This window comes from Streptomyces sp. NPDC059142 (genome assembly GCF_042755665.1).
GTDB lineage: Bacteria > Actinomycetota > Actinomycetes > Streptomycetales > Streptomycetaceae > Streptomyces.
Genome location: NZ_JBHZDA010000020.1, coordinates 34019 through 54510, shown reverse-complemented (window position 1 = coordinate 54510; position 20492 = coordinate 34019). Strand labels below are relative to the sequence as shown.

The following is a 20492-nucleotide window of genomic DNA, read 5'->3' as shown; positions in this document are numbered from 1 at the left end:
TAATGGGTGGGGCGCCGGCCCTCTCGCCGAGGTGCGCCGGTGGGCGTACGCCGGGGCTCAGCCGAGGAGCTGGCCCTGGAGCACGACGGTCTGGTGGAAGGGAACGACGGGGGTGCCGCCCTTCCGCTCGTGCACGACCAGCCCGATGGTGTCCCCCGCCGCGACATACGCGTGCCGGGCCTGCGTCGGACCGTACGGCTCGGGCTCCGCGTAGACGTCCGAACCGACGAGCATCCCGGAACCGGGCGGCGGCTCCGGCCAGGACGGGTCCGGCTCCGCGCCGGGTGCGGCGGCCACCGTCCCGCCCACACCGCTCCCGAGCAGCACGCCGAGCTTGAAGCCGCTCGCGAGACCGGACGACGGGAACCGCAGCAGGTAGATCCTGGAGACGGTGCCGTCCGGCATGGTCCAGCCCCGGGCCGCGATGTGCCGTACGGCGAAGTCGTCCAACAGCACCGTGAGGGCGTCGCGCTGCTCGGCGGTGTACTCGGACAGATACCGCTCCGTGCTCACCCAGCCGCCGGTCAGCTCCTTGTCGGGGGTGGCTCCGGCGGGCGCCCGGAGCAGCAGTGCCCGGAGATCGGCGTGGTGGATCTCGCCCGCGTTCTCGGGGTTGAAGGGGCGCGGTGAGCCGGACGGCAGGGCGGGCAGCGTGAGCCGCGGATAGTCCCAGCGCCCGTCGCCGCGCGTCGAGAGCCCGGGGAGATCGGTGCGCTCCATCCCGCTCACGCCGTACGCCGCACCGGTCCCGAGCCCGGCGAACACGGCCACGGCGACGGCCCAGCGCCCGACCGCGCGCAGCGCCCGACGGGGCGGGCGGGGGGCCTGGACGGGGGCGGGGCCGGCGGCGGTGGACACCGGGGAGGCGGTTTGCTCGGTCATGCGTTCTCCCCCGGGGAGGCGATGCGGTCGAGCTGGTCCTTCACCAGCTCGGCGACGGTGGACCGGTCGAGCGGCATGCCCTGCGCGACCACGATGACGATCAGGTCGCCTTCGTACGCCAGGCAGGTCATGGTCCCGATGCCGGGCGTCCCGTCGCCGTCGGACTCCTCGGTCTGCACGGAGCACGAGGAGTTCTTCCGGCCCTCGATGACCGGCCCCTCGCTCTCCCCGTCCGAGCGCCGCGATCCGTCCTCGTACCAGCGGCGGGCGGCGTCCGCGTCCTTGACCTCGATGAGGGACACGTCGACGGTGAGGGCGTTCCCGGGGAAGGTGTACGAGCGGAGCGCGACCCCCTCCATCCCCATCAGGTCGATCTCCTTGTCCACCTGCCGGCGTACGGCGGCGGGAGCGTCGTAGCCGTCCGCGGTCGCCTTCATCATCTCGGTCGACCGGGCGGCGGTCAGTTCGGCGTCGTTCCCGTACACGCCGATGTCGGGTCCGAGCACGTAGCCCGGCGGCACCGGAAGCAGCTTCCGGGTGAGTTCGGTATCCGCGCGGCCTCTGCCGACGGGCCCGGCGGGGTCCTCGGCCGGCTTGGTCCGGTGCTCCGCCCAGACCCGGGTGGGAGCGCTCCGGTCCGCCCCGTCGACGGTGGCCCTGACGAACGCGAACCCGCCGCCGAGGGCACCGACGACCAGGAGGGCGGGCAGTACGGTCCCGAGGAACCGGTGTGCGAGACGGTCGTTCACAGGCGCTCCACCTGGTCCTCGATCAGTGTCCGGATGTCCTTCTCGCCGATCGGCCTGCTGTCGAAGAGCTGCACCCTGACCAGCACATCGCCCCGGTGCGCGGCGGCGTAGGCGCGGTACCGCAGAGGCGTCCCGGCACCGGCGTCGTAGACGTAGTAGCGGCCCTTGGCGGTGCCTTCGACGGGGTTGCCGGAGCCGGAGCGGGCGATCATCCCCCAGGGCAGCCACTCCAGGGCCGTGGTGGCGTGCGTGTCGGCGCTCGGCCGGTACTGGGCCAGCACGACGCTCCCCTGACGGTCGCCGCTTCCCGCCCAGGCCGTACCGGCGACCCGGCGGAGGCCGTTGTCCAGCGCCGAGGAGAACGCGTAACCGCCGCCTTGGAAGTAGTGGGCGTAGGACCTGACCGACACCCAGCCGTCCTCCAGCCAGTCCGGCGCGACCTTCCGTGTACCGGCGGGCCTGTCGATCAGCAGCTCGCGCAGGTCGCCTTCCGTCCTGATCCCGTTGTCCTCCTCGGCGGAGAGCGGCTTCGCCTTCTCCCCCGCCGGCAGCGCCTTCGCCGGGTACGCGAGCCCCGGCTGGGCCAGCACCGGCAGGGGCGTCGGCGGCCGGCCGGCCTGGACCGCGTACCCCGTGGCCGTTCCGCCGACGATGCCGAGCACCGCGGCCACGGCGATCAGCAGGGCCGTACGGCCGCGTCCTCGCGCCGGTCCGGCCACCGGGGGCGGAGGCGACGGCGGAGGCGACGGCTGCCGCGTCCGCGCGCCGCCCGTCCGCTCCGGAATGGGCTGAGCTTCCACAGGAGTCCCCCCACGAGACATGAGGCGCGGGTTCCGTCACCCGCGCACAGATCCGACCCGCGGCGACACCGGGGGGTTGTAGCGCGGCGGATTACGATTCCGCATATGCAATCCGCCGAGAACGCCAAGAAGCTCGTGATCAAAGTGACCGCCGGGGCGGACGCCCCCGAGCGCTGCTCCCAGGCCTTCACGGTGGCCGCGGTCGCCGTGGCCAGCGGGGTGGAGGTCTCGCTGTGGCTGACCGGCGAGTCGGCGTGGTTCGCGCTGCCGGGGCGCGCCGCCGAGTTCGAACTGCCGCATGCCGCGCCGCTGCCCGAGCTGATCGAGTCGATCCAGGCGGCGGGGTCGATCACGCTCTGCACGCAGTGCGCGGCCCGGCGGGACATCACGGAGAAGGACGTGCTCGACGGGGTGCGGATCGCGGGCGCCCAGGTCTTCGTCAGCGAGATCATGGCGAACGGCGTCCAGGCGCTCGTCTACTGACGGCTCCGGGGGCCGCGGCGTGCGCGCGGGCCGTCGAAAACGGGTTGACCGGGTGGCGCCGTCCGGGCAGGCTCCAGCCGGCCACCACCTGGACACAAGCCTTCTCGACGGGGGACCCGCGCGATGACGTCTCACTTCCACGCACTGTGCGTCGACGCGATCGACCCGCCCCTTCTCGCGCGCTTCTGGGCCGGGGTCCTGGGCCGGGAGACGGCCGACGACCCGTCCGGCGGCATCGCGCTCCCGCCGGACGGCGACGCCGGGTTGCGGATCCTGTTCCTGCCGACCGACGAGCCGCAGTCGGGCCGGAACCCGATGCACTTCGACCTGACCAGCACCTCGCTCGACGACCAGCGCGCGACGGTGGCCAGGTCGCTCGCGCTCGGCGGCCGGCACATCGACATCGGTCAGCTCCCGGAGGAGGGGCATGTCGTCCTCGCCGACCCGGAGGGCAACGAGTACTGCGTGATCGAGCCGGGCAACGCCTTCCTCGCCGGGTGCGGAACCCTCGGAGCGCTCTCCTGCGACGGTTCGCAGGCGGTCGGGTACTTCTGGAGCGCGGCGCTGGGCTGGCCGCTGGTCTGGGACCAGGACCAGGAGACCGCGATCCGCTCACCGCACGGCGGTCCGAAGATCACCTGGGGCGGTCCGCCGCTGATGCCGCTCACCGGGCGGGCCCGGCTCCGTTTCGACCTCGCTCCGCCCGCCGGAGGTGCGCAGGGGGCGGAGATCGACCGTCTCGTCTCCCTGGGCGCCACGCGCACGGGCACCGGAACGGACGGGAGCGGCGCGGTGGCGATGACCGACCCCGACGGCCGCGAGTTCCGCGTACTGGCCTCCCGGTAACGCGCGGGCGGGGACCGGACGGGCCTACGGGCGGTTCCGGCGTTCCAGCTCCTCCAGCCACCGGTCCTTCTCGTCGTTCTCATGGCCGGCCGGCGGCTCGTCCCACCAGCGGTCGTCCTTGTCGCGGGTGTTGCCGACGATGGCGGCGATCGGCGGGATCAGCAGGGCGACCACGCAGAGCGCGATGGCCGCGGGGACCGACCAGACGCGTACGAAGGTCCCGGCGGAGACGAAGAGGATCAGACATCCGCCCATGAGGAGGAAATACCGGCGACGGCGTCGCGCGTACATACCTTCAGCGTACGACGCGGACCGACCGACCGGTACGTATCGTTACGTATCGACGCATACCGGAACCTGCACGCCGAAGGGCCGCACCCCGGTCCGTCCACCGGGATGCGACCCTTCGGCGCGTGCGCGAGCCTCAGGCCCTCAGACCGCGATCGCGACCTCGGAGAGGCCGCCGGTCCGAGCGACGACCGTACGGTCCGCCGAGCCGCCGGGGACGAGTGCGCGCACCGTCCACGTGCCCTCGGCCGCGTAGAAGCGGAACTGTCCGGTCGCCGAGGTCGGGACCTCCGCGGTGAACTCGCCGGTCGAGTCCAGCAGGCGTACGTACCCGGTGACGGGCTCGCCGTCGCGGGTCACGGAACCCTGGATGGTGGTCTCACCGGGCTTGATCGTCGAAGCGTCGGGGCCGCCGGCCTGTGCTCCACACATGTTGTTCAGTCCTCCGGGTCGGGGCGTGATTACTTGTTGGCGCCGAGCTCGATCGGCACGCCGACGAGCGAGCCGTACTCGGTCCACGAACCGTCGTAGTTCTTGACGTTCTCGACACCGAGCAGCTCGTGCAGGACGAACCAGGTGAGCGCGGAGCGCTCACCGATGCGGCAGTACGCGACGGTGTCCTTCGCCAGGTCGACCTGCTCCTGCGCGTACAGCTCCTTCAGCTCGTCGTCCGACTTGAAGGTGCCGTCGTCGTTGGCGTTCTTCGACCACGGGATGTTGCGCGCGGACGGGATGTGGCCCGGACGCTGCGACTGCTCCTGCGGCAGGTGCGCCGGGGCGAGCAGCTTGCCGCTGAACTCGTCGGGCGACCGGACGTCGACCAGGTTCTGCGTGCCGATCGCGGCGATCGCGTCGTCGCGGAAGGCGCGGATCGAGGTGTCCTGGGCCTGCGCCGTGTACGTGGTGGCCGCGCGCGTCGGGACGGCCTCGACCAGGTCGCGGGAGTCCAGCTCCCACTTCTTGCGGCCGCCGTCGAGGAGCTTGACGGAGTCGTGGCCGTACAGCTTGAAGTACCAGTACGCGTAGGAGGCGAACCAGTTGTTGTTGCCGCCGTAGAGGACGACCGTGTCGTCGTTGGCGATGCCCTTGGCCGACAGGAGCTTCTCGAAGCCCTCCTGGTCGACGAAGTCACGGCGGACCGGGTCCTGGAGGTCGCTCTTCCAGTCGATCCTGACGGCGTTCCTGATGTGGTTCTTGTCGTAGGCCGAGGTGTCCTCGTCGACCTCGACGATGACAACCTTCGGGTCGTCGAGGTGGGCCTCGACCCAGTCGGCGTCGACCAGAACGTCGCTGCGGCTCATGCTTTTCTCCTCCGGGCAGTGTGCGGCGGGCAGTGTGCTGCGAAGTGATGCGAGGGGCCGGCTCGACCGCGCTTGCCGCGCGGGTGGCCCTGAGAGCGCTCGAAGGGCCCGGGCAGGCCGGGGTCGGGGGATACGGAACGTGAACGTCCCGTCCCGCTCAGACAGTGCGACAGAGCATGGCGGCGACGCGGCACAGGTCTACTGCCCGCCGCTTCGTGAGGTCCGCCTGTCCCCGCTGAGGGAGACCGCCGATAAAGCACTGCATGGGTCCGATCGTAAGGACGACCGGGCGGTCATGTCACCGGTGTGTCATATGGCAAGACACGATCATCCACGATGTGGGACCGGATGGCGGTGCACGGTGCCCGGCCGGGCGTGGCGGCGCGCGGCGGCGCCGCCCCCGGCCGAATGCGGTCTGGGGAGCGGACACGGCCGTCTCACCATCCGGCCGGGGGCCGGACCGGGACCCGTGCGTACGGGTCTCCGGCCGACCGCGGACGGCCGGAGCGTCAGCCCGACAGGCCGACCGGCGGCTCGCCCCGGCGGCTCGGCCCGGCGGCTCGGCCCGACAGGTCAGCCCGACAGGGAGACGTCGTTCCCCGTACCGGAGAAGCTCAGACCCGTCTCCGTCGCCGTGACCTTGTCGAGCCTGATGCTCGACGGCAGTCCGTCGATCTTCAGGTCGTAGTCGACCACGTCCCGCATCCGCCGCTCCGCACCCGGCACGTACAGCTCGGGCAGCGTCGCCGCCTTCAGCCGGAGCGTGTCGCCGTCGACCAGCGAGACCGTGCTGTACGCGGTGAGGTCCTTGCCGTCCAGCAGCGACTTGAAGGGCGCGGGGATGGTGATGCCCGCCCCGTCCAGCACCTCGCCCATCGGGCCCGAGAGCTTGACCTGTCCCTTGGCCGCGCGTTCGGCGCCCGCGTACCCGACCGTGGCGCCGTCGGGGGCCGAGCCCGTCAGATCCGCGTACGAGATCCGCGCCGAACCCGTGGCGGTCGCGGCGGTCGCGGTCGAGAAGCTGCTGTCGAACTTCACGTCCTTCAGCTCCGCCCTGACCTCCGTCACGCGCACCGCCTGGCCGTCGGCGCTGGCGGTGACCCCGTCGAGGCTGATCTCGACGTCGTCCAGGGAGGTGTTCACCACCTGGGTCAGGAAGGGGAACCCGTTGATGGAGACCTTCGGGTCGGAGGCGAGCCCCTGGCTGGAGCGGATCTTGCCCGCCACCTGGTCCTCGGCGAAGTACACCGCGACCCGGTCGGCGGCGACGAAGAGCCCTCCGAAGACCACGACGAGTATCAGCAGTGTTCGCAGTGCGCGCATCGTTCGGTGTCCCCCACCCTGGTCAGGACCGGTTCCGCGGTCCGGTTCGTTCCCCGGCCGGCCCCTGGTGGGGTCCGTGCCGATCGAGCTGCCGGTGGTGCCGGACCGCCGGACTGATCGACGTACGACGGAGACGTACGGTTCCCGGCGGACGGTTCCGCGGGTCCCGTGCGTACGGTCCGTACGCACGGCTCCGGCATACGGCTTCCCGGCGTACGGGCTTCCGGCGTACGGGTTCCCGCCCCCGGCCGCCGTACGCCTCGGCCGCGCCCCGGGTCAGGACAGCGCGCGGCCCAGCAGGTAGACGGCGGGCGCGGCGGCCGTGAGGGGCAGCGCCACCCCGGCCGTCATGTGCACGAACTTGGACGGGTAGTCGTAGCTCGCCGCGCGCAGCCCGACCAGCGCGCAGACGCCCGCTCCGAGCCCCAGCAGCGCGCCCCCGGCGGCGCCGGGGTCCGTCAGCCCGCCCGCCACGATCCCGCCGCCCACTCCGGCCAGCAGGGCCACCACGACCGAGACGAACCCCGGCAGCGGCAGCGCGCGGGCCACGGTCGCCGCGGCGACCGCGACGCCGCCGACGGCCACCGCGTCCGGGGCGCTCGCGAGATGGCCGGTGGCGAGGATGGCGAGCGCGGCGGAGACGACCGTGGCCATCAGCCCGGTCATCCGCTCGTCGGCGCTCGCGCGGCTGCGCAGTTGCAGGACGAGGACGAGCAGCACCCACACGCCGAGGGTGCCGATGATCGCCGCGGGCCCGTTCGACCGGCCCGCGGCGAGCACGGCGACATCCGCGACGAGCCCGCCGAGGAAGGCGAGCGCGATGCCCTGGCGGGCCGGCCACATGCCGTTCAGCCGGAACCAGCCGGCCGCCGTGACGGCCTGGAGCAGCACGAGCGGGACGAGCAGCGCGTACGGGCCGAGGGCCGCGCCCCCGGCGAGCAGCAGCCCCAGCGCCGCCGTCAGCCCGGCCGGCTGCATACCCGGCGGGATGATCGGCGACCGGCCCTCGGCGCGGGCGCGCTGGGCGTCGGTGACGCGGGCGTTGCCGAGGGTGGTGGGCGAGCTGTAGCCGGCCGCGTCGAGCGAGCCTGCCGTCCCCTCGGGCCGGGGGGCGTGCGGGGGCGCCTGCGCGGGCGCGGGAGACGGGGCGGGGGCCTGGGAGGGCTCCGCCCGCGGCGGGGGCGTGTGGGCGCTCTGGGGCGGCAGGTAGGCGGTGTCGGCAGCGGCGGCGGCCTGGGGCGCGGTCTGCTGCTGATACGGCTGGGGCTGGGCCTGGGGCGGCCCGTACGACCCCTGCCCGTGCGGCTGGGCGTACGGCTGGGCCTGGGCCTGCGGCTGGACGAGCGGCTGGTACTGGGTGTCCCAGGTCTGCCCCTCCCACGTCTGGGCGGCGCCCGCGTCCTGCCGGCCCGCCCCGGTCTGCTCGGGCTCGGCCCACGCCTGCGCCGGGGGCTGGGGCTGGGGCGGCTGCGGAACGTGCGGTGTCCGCCCCTGCCGCCCGTACGGGTCCGCCTGCGCGTACGGATCCGGCTGCCCGTCCTGCTGTCCGTACGGGTTCTGCTGCCCGTACGGGTACTGCGGATCGTTGCTCATGTTGTGCGGTTCACCCTCCTGCGAACGGCGGGAGCACCTCGACCGTGCCGCCCTCGGCAAGGCGTACGGTCTCATGCCCACGGGTGCCCACGGGTTCACCGTCGACAATGAACGAACACCTCTGGAGTACCCGGGTCAGTTCACCGGGGTGTCTGATCCGCGCGCCGTCGAGCGCCTCGGCCAGGCTCCCCGCCGTGTACGGCTCCTCCGCGACGCCCGCGGCCGCCTTGGCCGCGGCCCAGTAGCGGATCGTGCCGACCGCCATCGAGACGGCTCCTCTCGTGAGTGCTCTTCATCGTCCGTCGACCATTGTCGGATTACATGATGACGGCGTGGCCACGCCTCTGTGCGCCCCCTGTGCGATCCGCCCGTTCGGGGCCGTTCGGTCTACCGTCCAAGTCCCGCGTGAAACCCCCCGTACACAGGCAGTACACCGCCTTTTCGTGCACGTTCCGGGCCCGCGCCAGAGGTATCGCGACCCCCGGTCCGCGCATGATCTGCGAGATTGCCCCTCTGACACGGAACGAATGTGGGTTATTCTGCTCCGAAGAGGATCCGGGCAAAGCAGCCCCCGGGTCCTTTTGTGTTTTCCGACTGTTGTTACAGCCAGATGTCACAGACGGAAGACACGGACATCCGGGTCGCGCCCCCGGGGACGAGGGGCAGCGCGGACCGTACGGCAGTACAAAAGCAGTAGGCAGTAGGCAGTGCCGCATACGTCCTCGCAGGGACCGAGGAGGAACCGACGTAATGGGCAAACGAACCGTGAACGACCAGAGTCCGGGCAACTGTCCTGACATGAGTCCGGCCGAAGCAGGTGAGCGGCGATGAGTTCTCTGCTGCTCCTGACCAACGCGCTCCAGCCCTCCACGGAGGTGCTGCCCGCGCTCGGACTGCTCCTCCACAACGTGCGGGTGGCCCCCGCGGAAGGACCTGCCCTCGTCGACACCCCCGGTGCCGATGTGATCCTCGTCGACGGCCGCCGTGACCTCCCGCAGGTCCGGTCGCTCTGCCAGCTCCTGCGCTCCACCGGGCCCGGCTGCCCGCTGATCCTCGTCGTGACGGAGGGCGGTCTCGCCGCCGTCACCGCGGACTGGGGCATCGACGACGTCCTGCTCGACACCGCGGGACCGGCCGAGGTCGAGGCACGGCTGCGGCTCGCGATGGGCCGGCAGCAGATCCAGACCGACGACTCCCCCATGGAGATCCGCAACGGGGACCTGTCGGTCGACGAGGCCACGTACAGCGCGAAGCTCAAGGGCCGGGTCCTGGACCTGACCTTCAAGGAGTTCGAGCTGCTGAAGTACCTCGCGCAGCACCCCGGCCGGGTCTTCACCCGCGCCCAGCTCCTCCAGGAGGTCTGGGGGTACGACTACTTCGGCGGTACGCGGACGGTCGACGTGCACGTACGGCGGCTGCGCGCCAAGCTCGGCCCGGAGCACGAGTCGCTCATCGGGACCGTACGGAACGTGGGCTACCGCTTCGTCACCCCCGAGAAGGCCGAGCGCGGCTCCGAGGAGGCCAGGGCGAAGGCCGCGGGCGGAAACGGATCTGCGAACACCTCTGCGAACGGATCCGCCGGATCCCTCACGGAGGACGCCGCGGAGCCCCGTCACGAGAAGGCGCGGGCGCACGGCGAGGACGCCGGGAAGGCCACCGGACCGGACGCCGCGCGGGACGCCGCCGAAGAAGCCTCCGTACGGCCTGCCCAGCGGTAGGTCACCACGCGTAGACTGCCGCGCGTGGCCAAGGTGACGCGGGACGATGTGGCGCGACTGGCGGGGACTTCCACCGCCGTCGTCAGCTATGTCATCAACAACGGACCCCGGCCGGTCGCCCCGGCCACGCGCGAGCGGGTGGTCAACGCCATCAAGGAGCTGGGCTACCGGCCCGACCGGGTCGCCCAGGCGATGGCCTCGCGGCGGACCGACCTCATAGGGATGGTCGTGCCCGACGCCCGGCAGCCCTTCTTCGCGGAGATGGCGCACGCGGTGGAGCAGGCGGCGGCCGAGCGCGGGAAAATGGTGCTGGTCGGCAACTCGGACTACCGCGACGAACGCGAGGTCCACTACCTGCGGGCCTTCCTCGGTATGCGGGTCTCCGGGCTGATCCTGGTCAGCCAGGGCCCGAGCGAGCGCGCCGCCGCGGAGATAGAGGCGTGGGACGCCCGGGTCGTGCTGCTGCACGAACGCCCGGAGGGCATCGACGACGTCGCGGTCGTCACGGACGACATCGGCGGCGCGCAGCTCGCCACCCGCCACCTCCTGGAGCACGGCCACCCCTACGTCGCCTGCCTCGGCGGCGTCGAGTCGACCCCGGCGGTCGGCGACCCGGTGGCCGACCACGTGGAGGGCTGGCGCCGCGCGATGCTGGAGGCGGGCCTCCCGGTGGAGGGACGCCTCTTCCAGGCCCCGTACAACCGTTACGACGCCTACCTGGTCGCCCTGGAACTGCTGGCGGGACCGGACAGGCCCCCGGCGATCTTCTGCTCCACCGACGACCAGGCGATCGGCGTCCTGCGCGCGGCCCGCGAGCTGCGCCTGGACGTCCCGGGCGAGCTGGCGGTGGCCGGCTTCGACGACGTCAAGGAGGCCGGCCTGACGGACCCGCCCCTGACGACGGTCTCCTCCGACCGCCCGGCGATGGCCCGCGCGGCGGTGGACCTGGTCCTGGACGACGGCCTGCGCGTGGCGGGCTCCCGCCGCGAACGCGTGAAGCAGTTCCCGTCGGCCCTGGTCGTACGGCGCTCCTGCGGCTGCGCGTAGGCCGCGGCGCGCGCGTGGCGGGAGCGTCGGTCGTACGCGTCCCCCTCGGAATGAGGCATGGTCATCGTCCGGTCCGCGTCCCCCTCCGGCGCGGGCCTTTATATGGGGCATACGCGGTTTTGTTGCCCTTCTCAGCGCCTCCTCAGCCTGTTCTCATGTACGGCGCCCAGAGTCGTTGTCATGACCGACAACTACCGCGGCAGCGGCGACGCAGACAGCACGCAGCAGCACCCCACCCAGGGGTTCCAGGGCCCGGCGTACCCGCCGCCGCCCCCGTACGGTCCGGGGTTCTCCGCCGCTCCCGCGGGCAACGCGGCGGGGGTGCCCGCGCATGCGCACGGTTCCGCCGGGAGTGCGCGGCGGGCCAAGCGGCCTGTCGCGCTGCTGGCCGCCGTCGCGCTGGCCGCGGCTGTCGTCGGGGGTGGGTCGGCGGCGCTCGTCGGTGCGTACACGGGGAACAACGGCGGCGTCGGCAACGGTGACACCGCCATCCACGGGACGACCGTCTCGCAGAGCAGCGCGGGCACCGTCTCGGGGGTCGCGCAGTCCGTGTCGCCGACGATCGTGGAGATCAACGCGTCGTCGAACAGCGGTGAGGCCACCGGCTCCGGCGTGATCATCTCGTCCGACGGCGAGATCGTCACCAACAACCATGTGATCTCCGGGGCCTCCTCGGTGAAGGTCCAGCTCAGCACCGGCAAGACGTACACCGCCCGGATCGTCGGCACCGACGCCGACAAGGACCTCGCGCTGATCAAGCTGGAGGGCGCGAGCGGTCTGAAGACGGCCTCGCTCGGCGACTCCAGCCAGGTGGAGGTCGGCGACCAGGTCGTGGCGATCGGCTCCCCCGAGGGCCTGACCGGCACCGTCACCAGCGGGATCATCTCCGCCCTGAACCGCGATGTCACCGTCGCGAAGGACCAGGACCAGGGCGGGCGGCAACAGCAGGGCGGCAACGGCGGCGGCAACTGGCCGTTCGAGTTCGGCGGTCAGCAGTTCAACGGCGACACCGGCACCTCGAAGACCACGTACAAGGCGCTCCAGACCGACGCCTCGCTCAACCCGGGCAACTCCGGCGGCGCCCTGATCAATATGAACGGCGAGATCATCGGCATCAACTCCGCGATGTACGCGCCGAGTTCGTCCTCCGCCTCCAGCGACTCCGGCGCCGGCAGCGTCGGTCTGGGCTTCGCCATCCCGATCAACACCGTCAAGGCGGACCTCTCGGCGCTGCGCTCCGGCGGTACGCAGTCATGAGCGACGCCGGCGCACCCCTCACCCGTCCGGCGGGACCCGGCGATCTGGCGCTTCCGCTCGCCCTCGTCCATGATCTTGTCCAGGCCGCGGCGCCCACGCGCCGCGCGGACGAGGTCCGTACCACCGCCGCCGGGAAGAGGCGTGGAGCGGGCCGCCGCCGTAAGGCCGCCGTGCGAGGCTGAGGACACGCAACACCGCTCCCGGAGACCGACCTACTGACGAGGTGGAAGCCCCATGAGTCCCGCCGAAGGCGATCGCGGTCCGCAGCGCATCCTGATCGTCGACGACGAGCCCGCCGTACGCGAGGCCCTTCAGCGGAGCCTCGCCTTCGACGGATACGGGACCGAGGTCGCCGTCGACGGGGTCGACGCCCTCGCCAGGGCCGCCGCCTACGCGCCGGATCTGATCGTCCTCGACATCCAGATGCCGCGCATGGACGGCCTGACCGCCGCCCGCCGGCTGCGCGCGGGCGGCTCGAAGGTGCCGATCCTGATGCTCACCGCCCGCGACACGGTCGGCGACCGCGTCACCGGCCTGGACGCGGGCGCGGACGACTACCTGGTCAAGCCGTTCGAACTGGACGAGCTGTTCGCCCGGATCCGCGCGCTGCTGCGGCGCAGCTCGTACGGGGCCGCGTCCGGCGAGGTGCCCGCCGACGACGTGCTGTCCTTCGCCGATCTGCGCATGGACCTGACGACCCGCGAGGTCGTGCGCGGCAACCGCCGCGTCGAGCTGACCCGTACCGAGTTCACGCTGCTGGAGATGTTCCTCGCGCACCCGCGCCAGGTCCTCACCCGGGAGCAGATCCTCAAGGCGGTGTGGGGCTTCGACTTCGAGCCCAGCTCCAACTCGCTCGACGTGTACGTGATGTACCTGCGCCGCAAGACCGAGAGCGGCGGCGAACCCCGGCTGGTGCACACGGTGCGGGGCGTGGGGTACGCGCTGCGCTCCGACGCGGGCGGCGGCCCGGCCGGGGGCGCCGCGCCCGCCGGGGGCGCCGGTACGGGCCTCGGCCCGGCCTCCGGCGCGGGCTTCGTCACCGACGGCGGGGACGGGCGCCGCGCGTACGGGCGCCACGACCGTCACGGCGGCCCGGCGTGACCGGTCCCCTCCAGCGGTTCCGTACGCTTCCGCTGCGCTCCCGCCTCGCCCTGCTGGTCGCCTCCGCCGTCGCGCTCGCCGTCGCCGCCGTCGCCGTCGCCTGCTGGCTGCTGACCCGTACCCAGCTCCCGAGCGAGCTGGACTCCTCCCTGGAGAACTCCTCCGCTCCCCGCAGCACCGTCCAGAGCGCCCTCGCCTCCTGCGGCACGGGCACCAACCCCGAGAACGGCGCCGGCAGCGGATTCGTCTTCGTCCAGGTGGTCCTGCCCAACGGGCAGCGCTGTGTCTCCCCGGGCTCCGAGCCGGTGACCGTCCAGCAGGACGACACCGATGTCGCGAACGGCACCCTCCACACCACGCTCCACGACAGCGTGACCGACGACGGCGCCAAGGTCCGTGTCTTCACCCGGCGCGTCTCCTACGACGGCGGCCCGCCGATCACCGTCTCCCTCTCCCGCCCCCTCGCCGAGATCGACGCCTCCCTCAACGAACTCGCCGTGCTCCTCGCGCTCGTCGCCGGCGTCGGGGTGATCGGCGCGGGGCTCGCGGGCCTCTGGGTCGCCCGTTGGGGGCTGCGGCCGGTCAACGGGCTCACGCAGGCGGTCGAACACGTCGCGCGTACGGAGGACCTCACCGTCCGCATCCCCGTCGAGGGCGAGGACGAGATCGCCCGGCTGTCGCGCTCCTTCAACTCCATGACGGCGGCCCTCGCCTCCTCCCGGGACCGGCAGTCGCAGCTCATCGCGGACGCCGGGCACGAGCTGCGCACCCCGCTCACCTCGCTCCGTACCAACGTCGAACTGCTCGCGCGCAGCGAGGAGACGGGCCGCGCCATCCCCCCGGCCGACCGCAGGGCCCTCATGGCGTCCGTCAAGGCGCAGATGACCGAGCTGGCCTCGCTCATCGGGGACCTCCAGGAGCTGTCGCGGCCGGACGCGGCCGGGCCCGGTCCCGTCGAGGTCGTCGCGCTCCACGAGATCATGGGCAGCGCGCTGGAGCGGGCACGGCTGCGCGGCCCCGACCTGACGATCGCCGCCGAACTGCGCCCCTGGTACGTACGGGCCGAACCGGCCAGCCTGGAGCGTGCGCTGGTCAACGTGCTGGACAACGCGGTGAAGTTCAGCCCCTCCGGCGGCACGGTCGAGGTCGCGCTGAGAGGCGGCCCCGGCGGCAACGGCGAGCTGACCGTACGGGACCACGGCCCCGGCATCCCGGCCGAGGAGCTGCCGCACGTCTTCGAACGGTTCTGGCGCTCCCCGTCGGCGCGCGCGCTGCCCGGCTCGGGGCTCGGTCTGTCGATCGTGGCCCGTACGGTCCAGCAGGCGGGCGGCGACATCGCACTGCGCGAGGCGGCGGGCGGCGGGACGGTCGCGTCGATCCGTATCCCGGGCGCGCCGACCCCGCCACCGGACGGTCCGGGCGGCGGGTACGGCCTGGACGGCGCGCACCGGGTGTGACCCCGCCGCGCCGCTCCGCGTGACCCGTTACGCCGCTCCGCCCAGCCGTACCGCCGACCCCACCAGCCGCGCCCTGATCCCCTCCGGCTCCACGGTGATGTGCTGCAACCGCAGGTCACCAGGGGTCTTCGGCAGCTTGAAGGAGAGCGAGAGCCGGTCGGACAGCTCCGGCGGGCGGAGGTTGAGCAGCGCGTCGACCAGCGCCGGGTCGATTCCGGCGCGCTTCAGCAGCCCGGGGTCGTCCGCGACGACGTCGACCAGGTTGAGCCGCAGCAGCTCCTGGACGAAGCGGGGCCGCCCGGTGAACCGGCTCAGCGCCTCCTCGCTGCGCAGCGCCCGGTCCACGTCCGTCTGTTCCACCCCGAGCGCCTTCACGACGGCGGGCACCTCCAGCAGCTCCCTGGCGCGGCTCTTCTCCTTGGCGATCAGCGCGGCGGCCTCGGGCGCCAGCCGCAGCCCGGAGTGGGCGCGGTCCTTGCCCGGCCGGTAGGTGGCCACGCCGGGGATGTCGAGGCGCATGCCGTCGACGGTGGTGGACACCGCCCTGCCGCCCTCGTTCCTGATGTGCGCCAGGGCCCGTACCCGCAGGTCGTACCCGGCCACGGGCAGCGACCCGGCCAGCCGTACGGAGCCGGCGCCGTGGCCGGTGAACGTGACCTGGGAGGCGCCCAGTTCGCGGCTGAGGTCGTCGAAGCTGAGCAGGACGTCGCCGTCCATCCGGCTGACGACCGCGCCCTTGACGGCGGTGGGCAGATCGCCGACGACCCGGATGTCACGGGCGCTGGCCCGTACCTCGGCCAGCGAGACCCGGTCGGCGGCGACATGGGGGACGGTGACGTCGACGCGGTCGAGCCGCTTGCCGACGACCTGGGTGAGGAAGGGGAAGCCGTGGATGTCGACGGCCGGAGGGGTCGGCAGGCCGAGCGACTTCTGGAGCTTCTCCTCGGCCTTGTCCTGCGCGTAGAGCAGCGCGGCCCGGTCCGCGAGCAGCAGGAACGCCAGGCAGGCGACGAGCGTGACGCTCAGTTTCAGCGCGGCGGAGAGGGAGCCGAGGCGACGGCCCCAGCGCCCTCTCCGTGCGGTCCTCGCGCTCTTCCCGTTCCTCCCGCGCCTCCCGCCCTTGCCGCTCTTCCGGTGGTCGGGCGGGGTCCAGTCCTCGTCGTCCCGGTCGGAGGTCAGGCCCAGCTCCTGCGGGCCGCGCGGCTCATGGGTGAACTCGCCCTCAGGAGTGGCGAGTCGAGCCAGCTCGTCGTAGGGGTTGGGCACGGTGCGAGGGGTGGGGGCGGGCTCGCCGTGCGGCTGGGGGGCGGACAGGTGCTCGGGTATGCGGGTGGGGGGTCGCATCGGTTCATCCCAACACGCCCCGCCGGTCGGGCACACCCGTTCCGGCGGCGTTATCCACCCTTTCACCCGGAGAGATCCGGCTATTCATGTGGGGGATCTCGCGATTCCCGCCACGCGCGCCCGCTCCCGGGGCGCCCGCTCCCCCGGCTCCGCCCGCCCCGCCGCGCTCAGCCGTTGTGCCGTATCAGCGACTCCACCAGTCCGGCCCGGGTGGCGGGGAAGTCCAGCGGTACGATCCCGAGCCCGCGCCAGCCGCTCGCCTCCGACCCGTCCAGGAAGGTGTGCACCTGCGGGTTGAGCCGGTCGGAGTTCCACCGGGGCGGCAACAGGGCCGCCGTACTGACGTAGTTGACGTAGAGCTTGCCCGGCTGCGTGGCGGCCTTCCGGAACTGGGCCTCGATCTTGGGGTACTTGGCGCCCGGCTCCGCCTGGTAGTCGTCCTGGATGTCGAAGAGCCCGCCGTCCCCGTACCGCAGTCCGGGCAGTCCGCCGTTGTCCCCGAGCAGCACGACCCGCCCGCGCGCCTCGCCGAGCGTGGGCAGTCCGCCGTCGAGCCGGAAGAGGGAGCGCCAGCCCTTGCCGTCGAGATACGTGTCGAAGATCCGCCGGAACTCCGCGTCGCTCTCGCTGGAGTACTCCTGCTTGACCCGCATGAGGACGGTCTCGGAGGGGTTGGCGCGCAGGAAGTCGCGGCAGGCGTTGAGGACGTCGTCGAAGTTCAGGTTCTGGTAGAAGGCGGCGTGGTGGATGGTGAACGCCCCCTCGAACAGCCGGCAGCGGATGTCCAGGAAGCGGACACCGCTGGTCAACTGGTCGGCTATGGAGGTGCTCTGGCAGGCCACGTAGAGCCCGCCGGCGCGGGCGCCGGAGTTGTGCGTACCGGGGATGGTCAGGCGCTGCACGGGGGTGGAGTCGGCGAAGCCGCCCATCCAGTCGCGGGTGGCGAGAACGCGCGGGGAGGCGGTCCGCGTGGCCGCCGCGGCCGGCGCGGCGGCGAGGGCGGTCACGCCGCCCGTGCCCACCAGGGCGGTGGCGGATGCGGCGAGGGCTCCGGCGAGAAAACCGCGGCGGGAACCGGGGGATGCGCTCATGTGGGGGTGCCTCCGTCGTCCGTGAGGGGAAGGGGTGAACAGCCCTCGGATTATGACGGGTACACGTCACCAAAGGAACACGTCACCGACGCGTCGCCAGAGGAACACACCACCGGGGCGACCTCCCACGACACCGTCCGCGCGGAACACCGGACAGGGCCCGGTCCGCCATCCAACCCCGGGAGCGGCGACGGACCGAAGGGCCCCGGGGACATCTCGGGAGGCACCCTTCCTGCCCTCGTGCCACCCGCCTCGGCCGGCGGCCCCGTCCGGGACCGCCGGCTCCGTCCGAGCGCTGTCGCGCCTCAGCCGTCGTCGCCCCTGTCGATGCTCGGCGCGCCCATCGTCCCGCCCGCGACCCTGGTCGCGATGGTCGCGAAGTCCTTCAGAACGCCCCAGTGGGTCTTGTCCTGCGGGAAGAACGGCTTGATCGGGGACGCCTCCGGCAGCCCCGCGCTCAGCAGCGCCTTGTACCGGTTGTAGACCGCCGCGATGTCCTTGCGGACCTGCATCGCGCCCGACTTCTCCGGCGTGCCCTTGAGCCGGTCGTCGTTGGTCGCCGCGATGCTCGCCACATCCATCAGGAAGCAGTCGAGGAGATCGGTGACATCCTTCGGGGTGGCGTTCGGCTCCTTGTTCTCCACGTCCTGCATGAGCAGATTCGCCATGTCGAGGGTGACGGACTTGTAGACCTCGTAACGGGGACTGTTCGGAATCGCGCCGAGCACATGGTCGGACTGCTTGGCGTCGTCGGAATTCATCATTTTGGGGCCGCCACGGCTCTCCTCCAGGCCGGGAACGGGAAACGGAAGTCCCTTGAAACCGCTCTCCTCCTCCTGGAGACGGGGTCTCTTGCTCGCCATGGGGTGGATCGCGAATTCATGGGCGAGCATGCCCGCGATGTAGCCGATGTCGTAGCTCTCGAAGTAATAGGCGGCGAGGGTGACGGTGACGCCGTCCTCATCGCGGTCCACCACGTCCGCCGGGGTCTCCGTCGTCCGCTGCTCGATGTTGATGTCGCACTTGCGGCCGCCGAGGAACTGCTGGATCGACTCGTGCGACGACAGGAGCTGGAGTACCCGCGTGGCCTTCTCGCGGTACTTCTCGTTCTTCTGGTTCAGGTTGGTGAACGCGATCTTCCCGCTCGACAGGCGCGCCAACTGCACCGTCCCCGTACCGCCCCCGCCCGCTGCCGGCCGCCCGCCCGCCGGCGGGTGGCGGTGCGGGCCCGACCCCATGCGCTGGACGACGGCCGAGTTGCCCGCGGAGCCCTGCCAGGCGAGCACCGACGCCTGGCTCGGGTCGCCCGTCCTCCCGGCGTACGCGGCCTCGGACGACCCGGCGGCCGGAGCCGGGGCCGAGGTGGCAGGCGTCGTGCGCCTTCCCTGTAACGGCGCGGTCCTCATGACCGACTTCCCCTCAAGGGCAGGCACAGACCGTCTCCTTCGTACTGCGTGGGCAGAGATCGCCGCACAGTCAACCAGGCCCGGGGCGCTTCCGTGGAGGATCCCGCGGACGCCTGCGGGGGCACCGCCGTTGCCCTCGCTACGCCCCGAGCACCATCACGGCCGTCACCGCCGCCAGCAGCCCGATGTACGCCCAGGCGTGAGCGCGGTCGGGGATCCGCGGCGGGCGCCGCCGCAGCAGCGCGATCACCGGCAGGGCGCCGAGGAGCAGCGCCGACGCGGCCCGCAGGTCGACCAGGCCCGCCAGGTGTACGGGCGCGTCCGCGGCGCCGGGGACCACCGCGCCGCCCAGGGAGACCGCGGTGGCCGGGAGCGCGACGGCCAGCGTGAGCGGGTTGGCCAGCGCGGTCGCCGTACGCATCGGGTGCCCGGCCCGCCGCATCGCCGGGACGGTCATGACGCTGCCGCCCACGCCGAGGAAGGCGGCGACGGCGCCCACCGGCGCGCCCAGAACGGCCGGCAGCGGACGCGGCGCCCCGCCGGGCGTCTCCTCGCGGGTACGCGGGCGGAGGAAGCCGGGGCGCAGCAGCAGATCGGCGATGGTGAGCGCGACGTACACGACGAACGCCCACCGGACCGGACCGGCCGGGGCGAGCCGCGTGGCGAGCGCCCCGGCCGCGCCCCCGGCCGCCAGCAGGGCGAGCAACGGACCGCCGCCGCGCAGCGCGAGGAGCACCCGCCGGGGGGTGACGGCCGTCGCGAACCCCGCGTTCACCAGCATCACCAGCGCCGAGGTCGCCGTCGCCACCCGCATCGCGTCCGCGCCGAGCGCGGCGTCCGCCCACACCACGACGGGCACCGCGACGAACCCGCCGCCGAACCCGAACAACACGGTCGTCACCCCGGTGAGGAGCCCGATCCCGATCAACGCCATCACGTCCACGGGCCCACTCCACCAGCTACGGCGAGCGGCCCGCATGCGATGGTCGGCACACTTCTTTCGCGTATCGGCCACTACGGTGGACGGATGAGGAACGTGCCGCTGGCCGAGGTGGACCACATCGACCGGGCCGTCCTGCCGATCGGCACCGACTATCCGCCCGGCCGGGTGCTGGACTGGCACGAGCACCGGCGCGCGCAGTTCCTCCACGGCGCCACCGGGGTCATGGTCGTCGACACCGCCGACGGCACCTGGACCGTCCCGCCCGAGCGCGCCGTCCTGATCCCGGCCGCCACCCGCCACCGGGTCCGCATGCTCGGGGTGAGCACCCGCAGCCTGTACATCGAGCCGGACGCGGTCCCCTGGTGGCCCGGCACCTGCACGGTCGTGGACGTGCCGCCGCTGCTGCGCGCGCTGCTGCCGGCCGCCGTGGAGTTCGAGGCCGACTACCGCCTGTCCGGGCGGGAGGGGACCATCGCCGCCCTCCTCCTGTACGAGATCGCCGAGCGCGCCCCGCTGCCGTTCCACGTCGGGATCCCGGCCGCCGCCGATCTGGCGGAGCTGTGCCGGGCGTATCTGGCCGCCCCGGACGCGGGCGTCACCAATGCGGACTGGGCCGCGCGCACGGCCATGAGCGAACGGGCCTTCACCCGTCGCTTCCGCGCCGAGGCCGGGGAGAGCCCCGCCGTCTGGCGGGGGCGGGCCCGGCTGCTCGCCGCCGTACCCCTGCTGCGTACCGCGTCGGTCAGCGAGGTCGGCGCCCGGATCGGCTACGCCTCCCCCGCCGCGTTCACGGCCGCGTTCACGCGGGCGTTCGGGATGCCCCCGTCCCGCTTCACGGCGTCGGCCTCCCGCCCCCAGGACGG

Annotated in this window: 22 protein-coding genes and 1 pseudogene; 9 read left to right on the top strand and 14 right to left on the bottom strand. The window is 72.7% G+C overall.

Features of this window, described 5'->3' with window-relative positions; all coding sequences use genetic code 11:
- Positions 1–57: 57 nt before the first annotated feature.
- Genes ACFXPK_RS10760 through ACFXPK_RS10750 form a run of 3 tightly spaced genes read right to left on the bottom strand, consistent with a single transcriptional unit; the run spans position 58 to position 2431 of the window.
- Positions 58–882: a hypothetical protein gene (locus ACFXPK_RS10760; protein WP_385073895.1), complete on the bottom strand. Its 825-nt coding sequence runs from the start codon at positions 880–882 to the stop codon at positions 58–60.
- Entirely contained in the window at positions 879–1631 is a 753-nt protein-coding gene (locus ACFXPK_RS10755) for a hypothetical protein (protein ID WP_385073892.1), read from the bottom strand. The genes ACFXPK_RS10760 and ACFXPK_RS10755 overlap by 4 nt, the downstream gene beginning before the upstream one ends.
- Complete coding sequence (locus ACFXPK_RS10750) at positions 1628–2431, bottom strand: hypothetical protein (RefSeq protein ID WP_385073889.1); 804 nt, start codon at positions 2429–2431, stop codon at positions 1628–1630. The genes ACFXPK_RS10755 and ACFXPK_RS10750 overlap by 4 nt, the downstream gene beginning before the upstream one ends.
- A 105-nt stretch (positions 2432–2536) precedes the next feature.
- Here ACFXPK_RS10750 and ACFXPK_RS10745 point away from each other — a divergent pair, with 105 nt between their 5' ends.
- Positions 2537–2914 (top strand): DsrE family protein, encoded by a 378-nt coding sequence (locus ACFXPK_RS10745; protein ID WP_384999002.1) that lies wholly within the window; start codon positions 2537–2539, stop codon positions 2912–2914.
- 123 nt (positions 2915–3037) lie between these two features.
- Positions 3038–3760 (top strand): VOC family protein, encoded by a 723-nt coding sequence (locus tag ACFXPK_RS10740; protein WP_385073886.1) that lies wholly within the window; start codon positions 3038–3040, stop codon positions 3758–3760.
- Positions 3761–3784: 24 nt separating this feature from the next.
- On the opposite strand, the gene ACFXPK_RS10735 is transcribed toward ACFXPK_RS10740, so the two are convergent.
- From ACFXPK_RS10735 to ACFXPK_RS10705, 7 genes are all read right to left on the bottom strand, one after another.
- Complete coding sequence (locus tag ACFXPK_RS10735; RefSeq protein WP_384999008.1) at positions 3785–4051, bottom strand: DUF3099 domain-containing protein; 267 nt, start codon at positions 4049–4051, stop codon at positions 3785–3787.
- Between the two features lie 141 nt (positions 4052–4192).
- The gene (locus ACFXPK_RS10730; RefSeq protein WP_335935333.1) at positions 4193–4480 is read right to left on the bottom strand and encodes a DUF1416 domain-containing protein; all 288 of its coding nucleotides are present in this window, start codon (positions 4478–4480) and stop codon (positions 4193–4195) included.
- Between the two features lie 29 nt (positions 4481–4509).
- Positions 4510–5349 (bottom strand): sulfurtransferase, encoded by an 840-nt coding sequence (locus ACFXPK_RS10725; RefSeq protein ID WP_384999013.1) that lies wholly within the window; start codon positions 5347–5349, stop codon positions 4510–4512.
- Between the two features lie 157 nt (positions 5350–5506).
- Complete coding sequence (locus ACFXPK_RS10720) at positions 5507–5614, bottom strand: putative leader peptide (protein ID WP_384999017.1); 108 nt, start codon at positions 5612–5614, stop codon at positions 5507–5509.
- 308 nt (positions 5615–5922) lie between these two features.
- Positions 5923–6672 (bottom strand): DUF2993 domain-containing protein, encoded by a 750-nt coding sequence (locus ACFXPK_RS10715; protein WP_384999020.1) that lies wholly within the window; start codon positions 6670–6672, stop codon positions 5923–5925.
- 276 nt (positions 6673–6948) lie between these two features.
- Entirely contained in the window at positions 6949–8265 is a 1317-nt protein-coding gene (locus ACFXPK_RS10710; protein ID WP_385073880.1) for a hypothetical protein, read from the bottom strand.
- 10 nt (positions 8266–8275) lie between these two features.
- Positions 8276–8530, bottom strand: a complete 255-nt coding sequence (locus ACFXPK_RS10705; protein ID WP_385004193.1) for a MoaD/ThiS family protein — start codon at positions 8528–8530, stop codon at positions 8276–8278.
- 562 nt (positions 8531–9092) lie between these two features.
- Here ACFXPK_RS10705 and ACFXPK_RS10700 point away from each other — a divergent pair.
- The 6 genes and pseudogenes from ACFXPK_RS10700 to ACFXPK_RS10675 all read left to right on the top strand — a co-directional run bounded on the left by ACFXPK_RS10700 (position 9093) and on the right by ACFXPK_RS10675 (position 14845).
- Positions 9093–9983 (top strand): winged helix-turn-helix domain-containing protein, encoded by an 891-nt coding sequence (locus ACFXPK_RS10700; protein ID WP_385004191.1) that lies wholly within the window; start codon positions 9093–9095, stop codon positions 9981–9983.
- 24 nt (positions 9984–10007) lie between these two features.
- A complete protein-coding gene (locus ACFXPK_RS10695; RefSeq protein ID WP_385004189.1) occupies positions 10008–11030 on the top strand; it encodes a LacI family DNA-binding transcriptional regulator in 1023 nt (340 codons plus the stop codon).
- A gap of 180 nt (positions 11031–11210) precedes the next feature.
- Entirely contained in the window at positions 11211–12287 is a 1077-nt protein-coding gene (locus tag ACFXPK_RS10690) for a S1C family serine protease (RefSeq protein WP_385073875.1), read from the top strand.
- Positions 12284–12469 carry a hypothetical protein gene (locus ACFXPK_RS10685; RefSeq protein ID WP_385073872.1) on the top strand — a complete coding sequence of 62 codons (186 nt, stop codon included), beginning with the start codon at positions 12284–12286 and terminating at the stop codon, positions 12467–12469. The genes ACFXPK_RS10690 and ACFXPK_RS10685 overlap by 4 nt, the downstream gene beginning before the upstream one ends.
- Positions 12470–12521: 52 nt before the next feature.
- Positions 12522–13250: pseudogene (locus tag ACFXPK_RS10680) on the top strand (response regulator transcription factor); the annotation flags it as partial.
- Positions 13251–13384: 134 nt separating this feature from the next.
- Entirely contained in the window at positions 13385–14845 is a 1461-nt protein-coding gene (locus ACFXPK_RS10675; protein ID WP_385073869.1) for a sensor histidine kinase, read from the top strand.
- A gap of 27 nt (positions 14846–14872) precedes the next feature.
- On the opposite strand, the gene ACFXPK_RS10670 is transcribed toward ACFXPK_RS10675, so the two are convergent.
- From ACFXPK_RS10670 to ACFXPK_RS10655, 4 genes are all read right to left on the bottom strand, one after another.
- A complete protein-coding gene (locus tag ACFXPK_RS10670; RefSeq protein WP_385073867.1) occupies positions 14873–16189 on the bottom strand; it encodes a DUF2993 domain-containing protein in 1317 nt (438 codons plus the stop codon).
- Positions 16190–16356: 167 nt separating this feature from the next.
- Complete coding sequence (locus ACFXPK_RS10665; RefSeq protein WP_385004179.1) at positions 16357–17280, bottom strand: phosphatidylinositol-specific phospholipase C; 924 nt, start codon at positions 17278–17280, stop codon at positions 16357–16359.
- Positions 17281–17585: 305 nt separating this feature from the next.
- Positions 17586–18713, bottom strand: a complete 1128-nt coding sequence (locus ACFXPK_RS10660) for a hypothetical protein (protein WP_385073864.1) — start codon at positions 18711–18713, stop codon at positions 17586–17588.
- Positions 18714–18825: 112 nt separating this feature from the next.
- Positions 18826–19629, bottom strand: a complete 804-nt coding sequence (locus ACFXPK_RS10655; RefSeq protein WP_385073861.1) for a TSUP family transporter — start codon at positions 19627–19629, stop codon at positions 18826–18828.
- Between the two features lie 84 nt (positions 19630–19713).
- Between ACFXPK_RS10655 and ACFXPK_RS10650 the strand changes: the two genes are divergently transcribed.
- On the top strand, positions 19714–20492 hold a 779-nt coding region (locus tag ACFXPK_RS10650; RefSeq protein ID WP_385073859.1), incomplete at its 3' end, for an AraC family transcriptional regulator.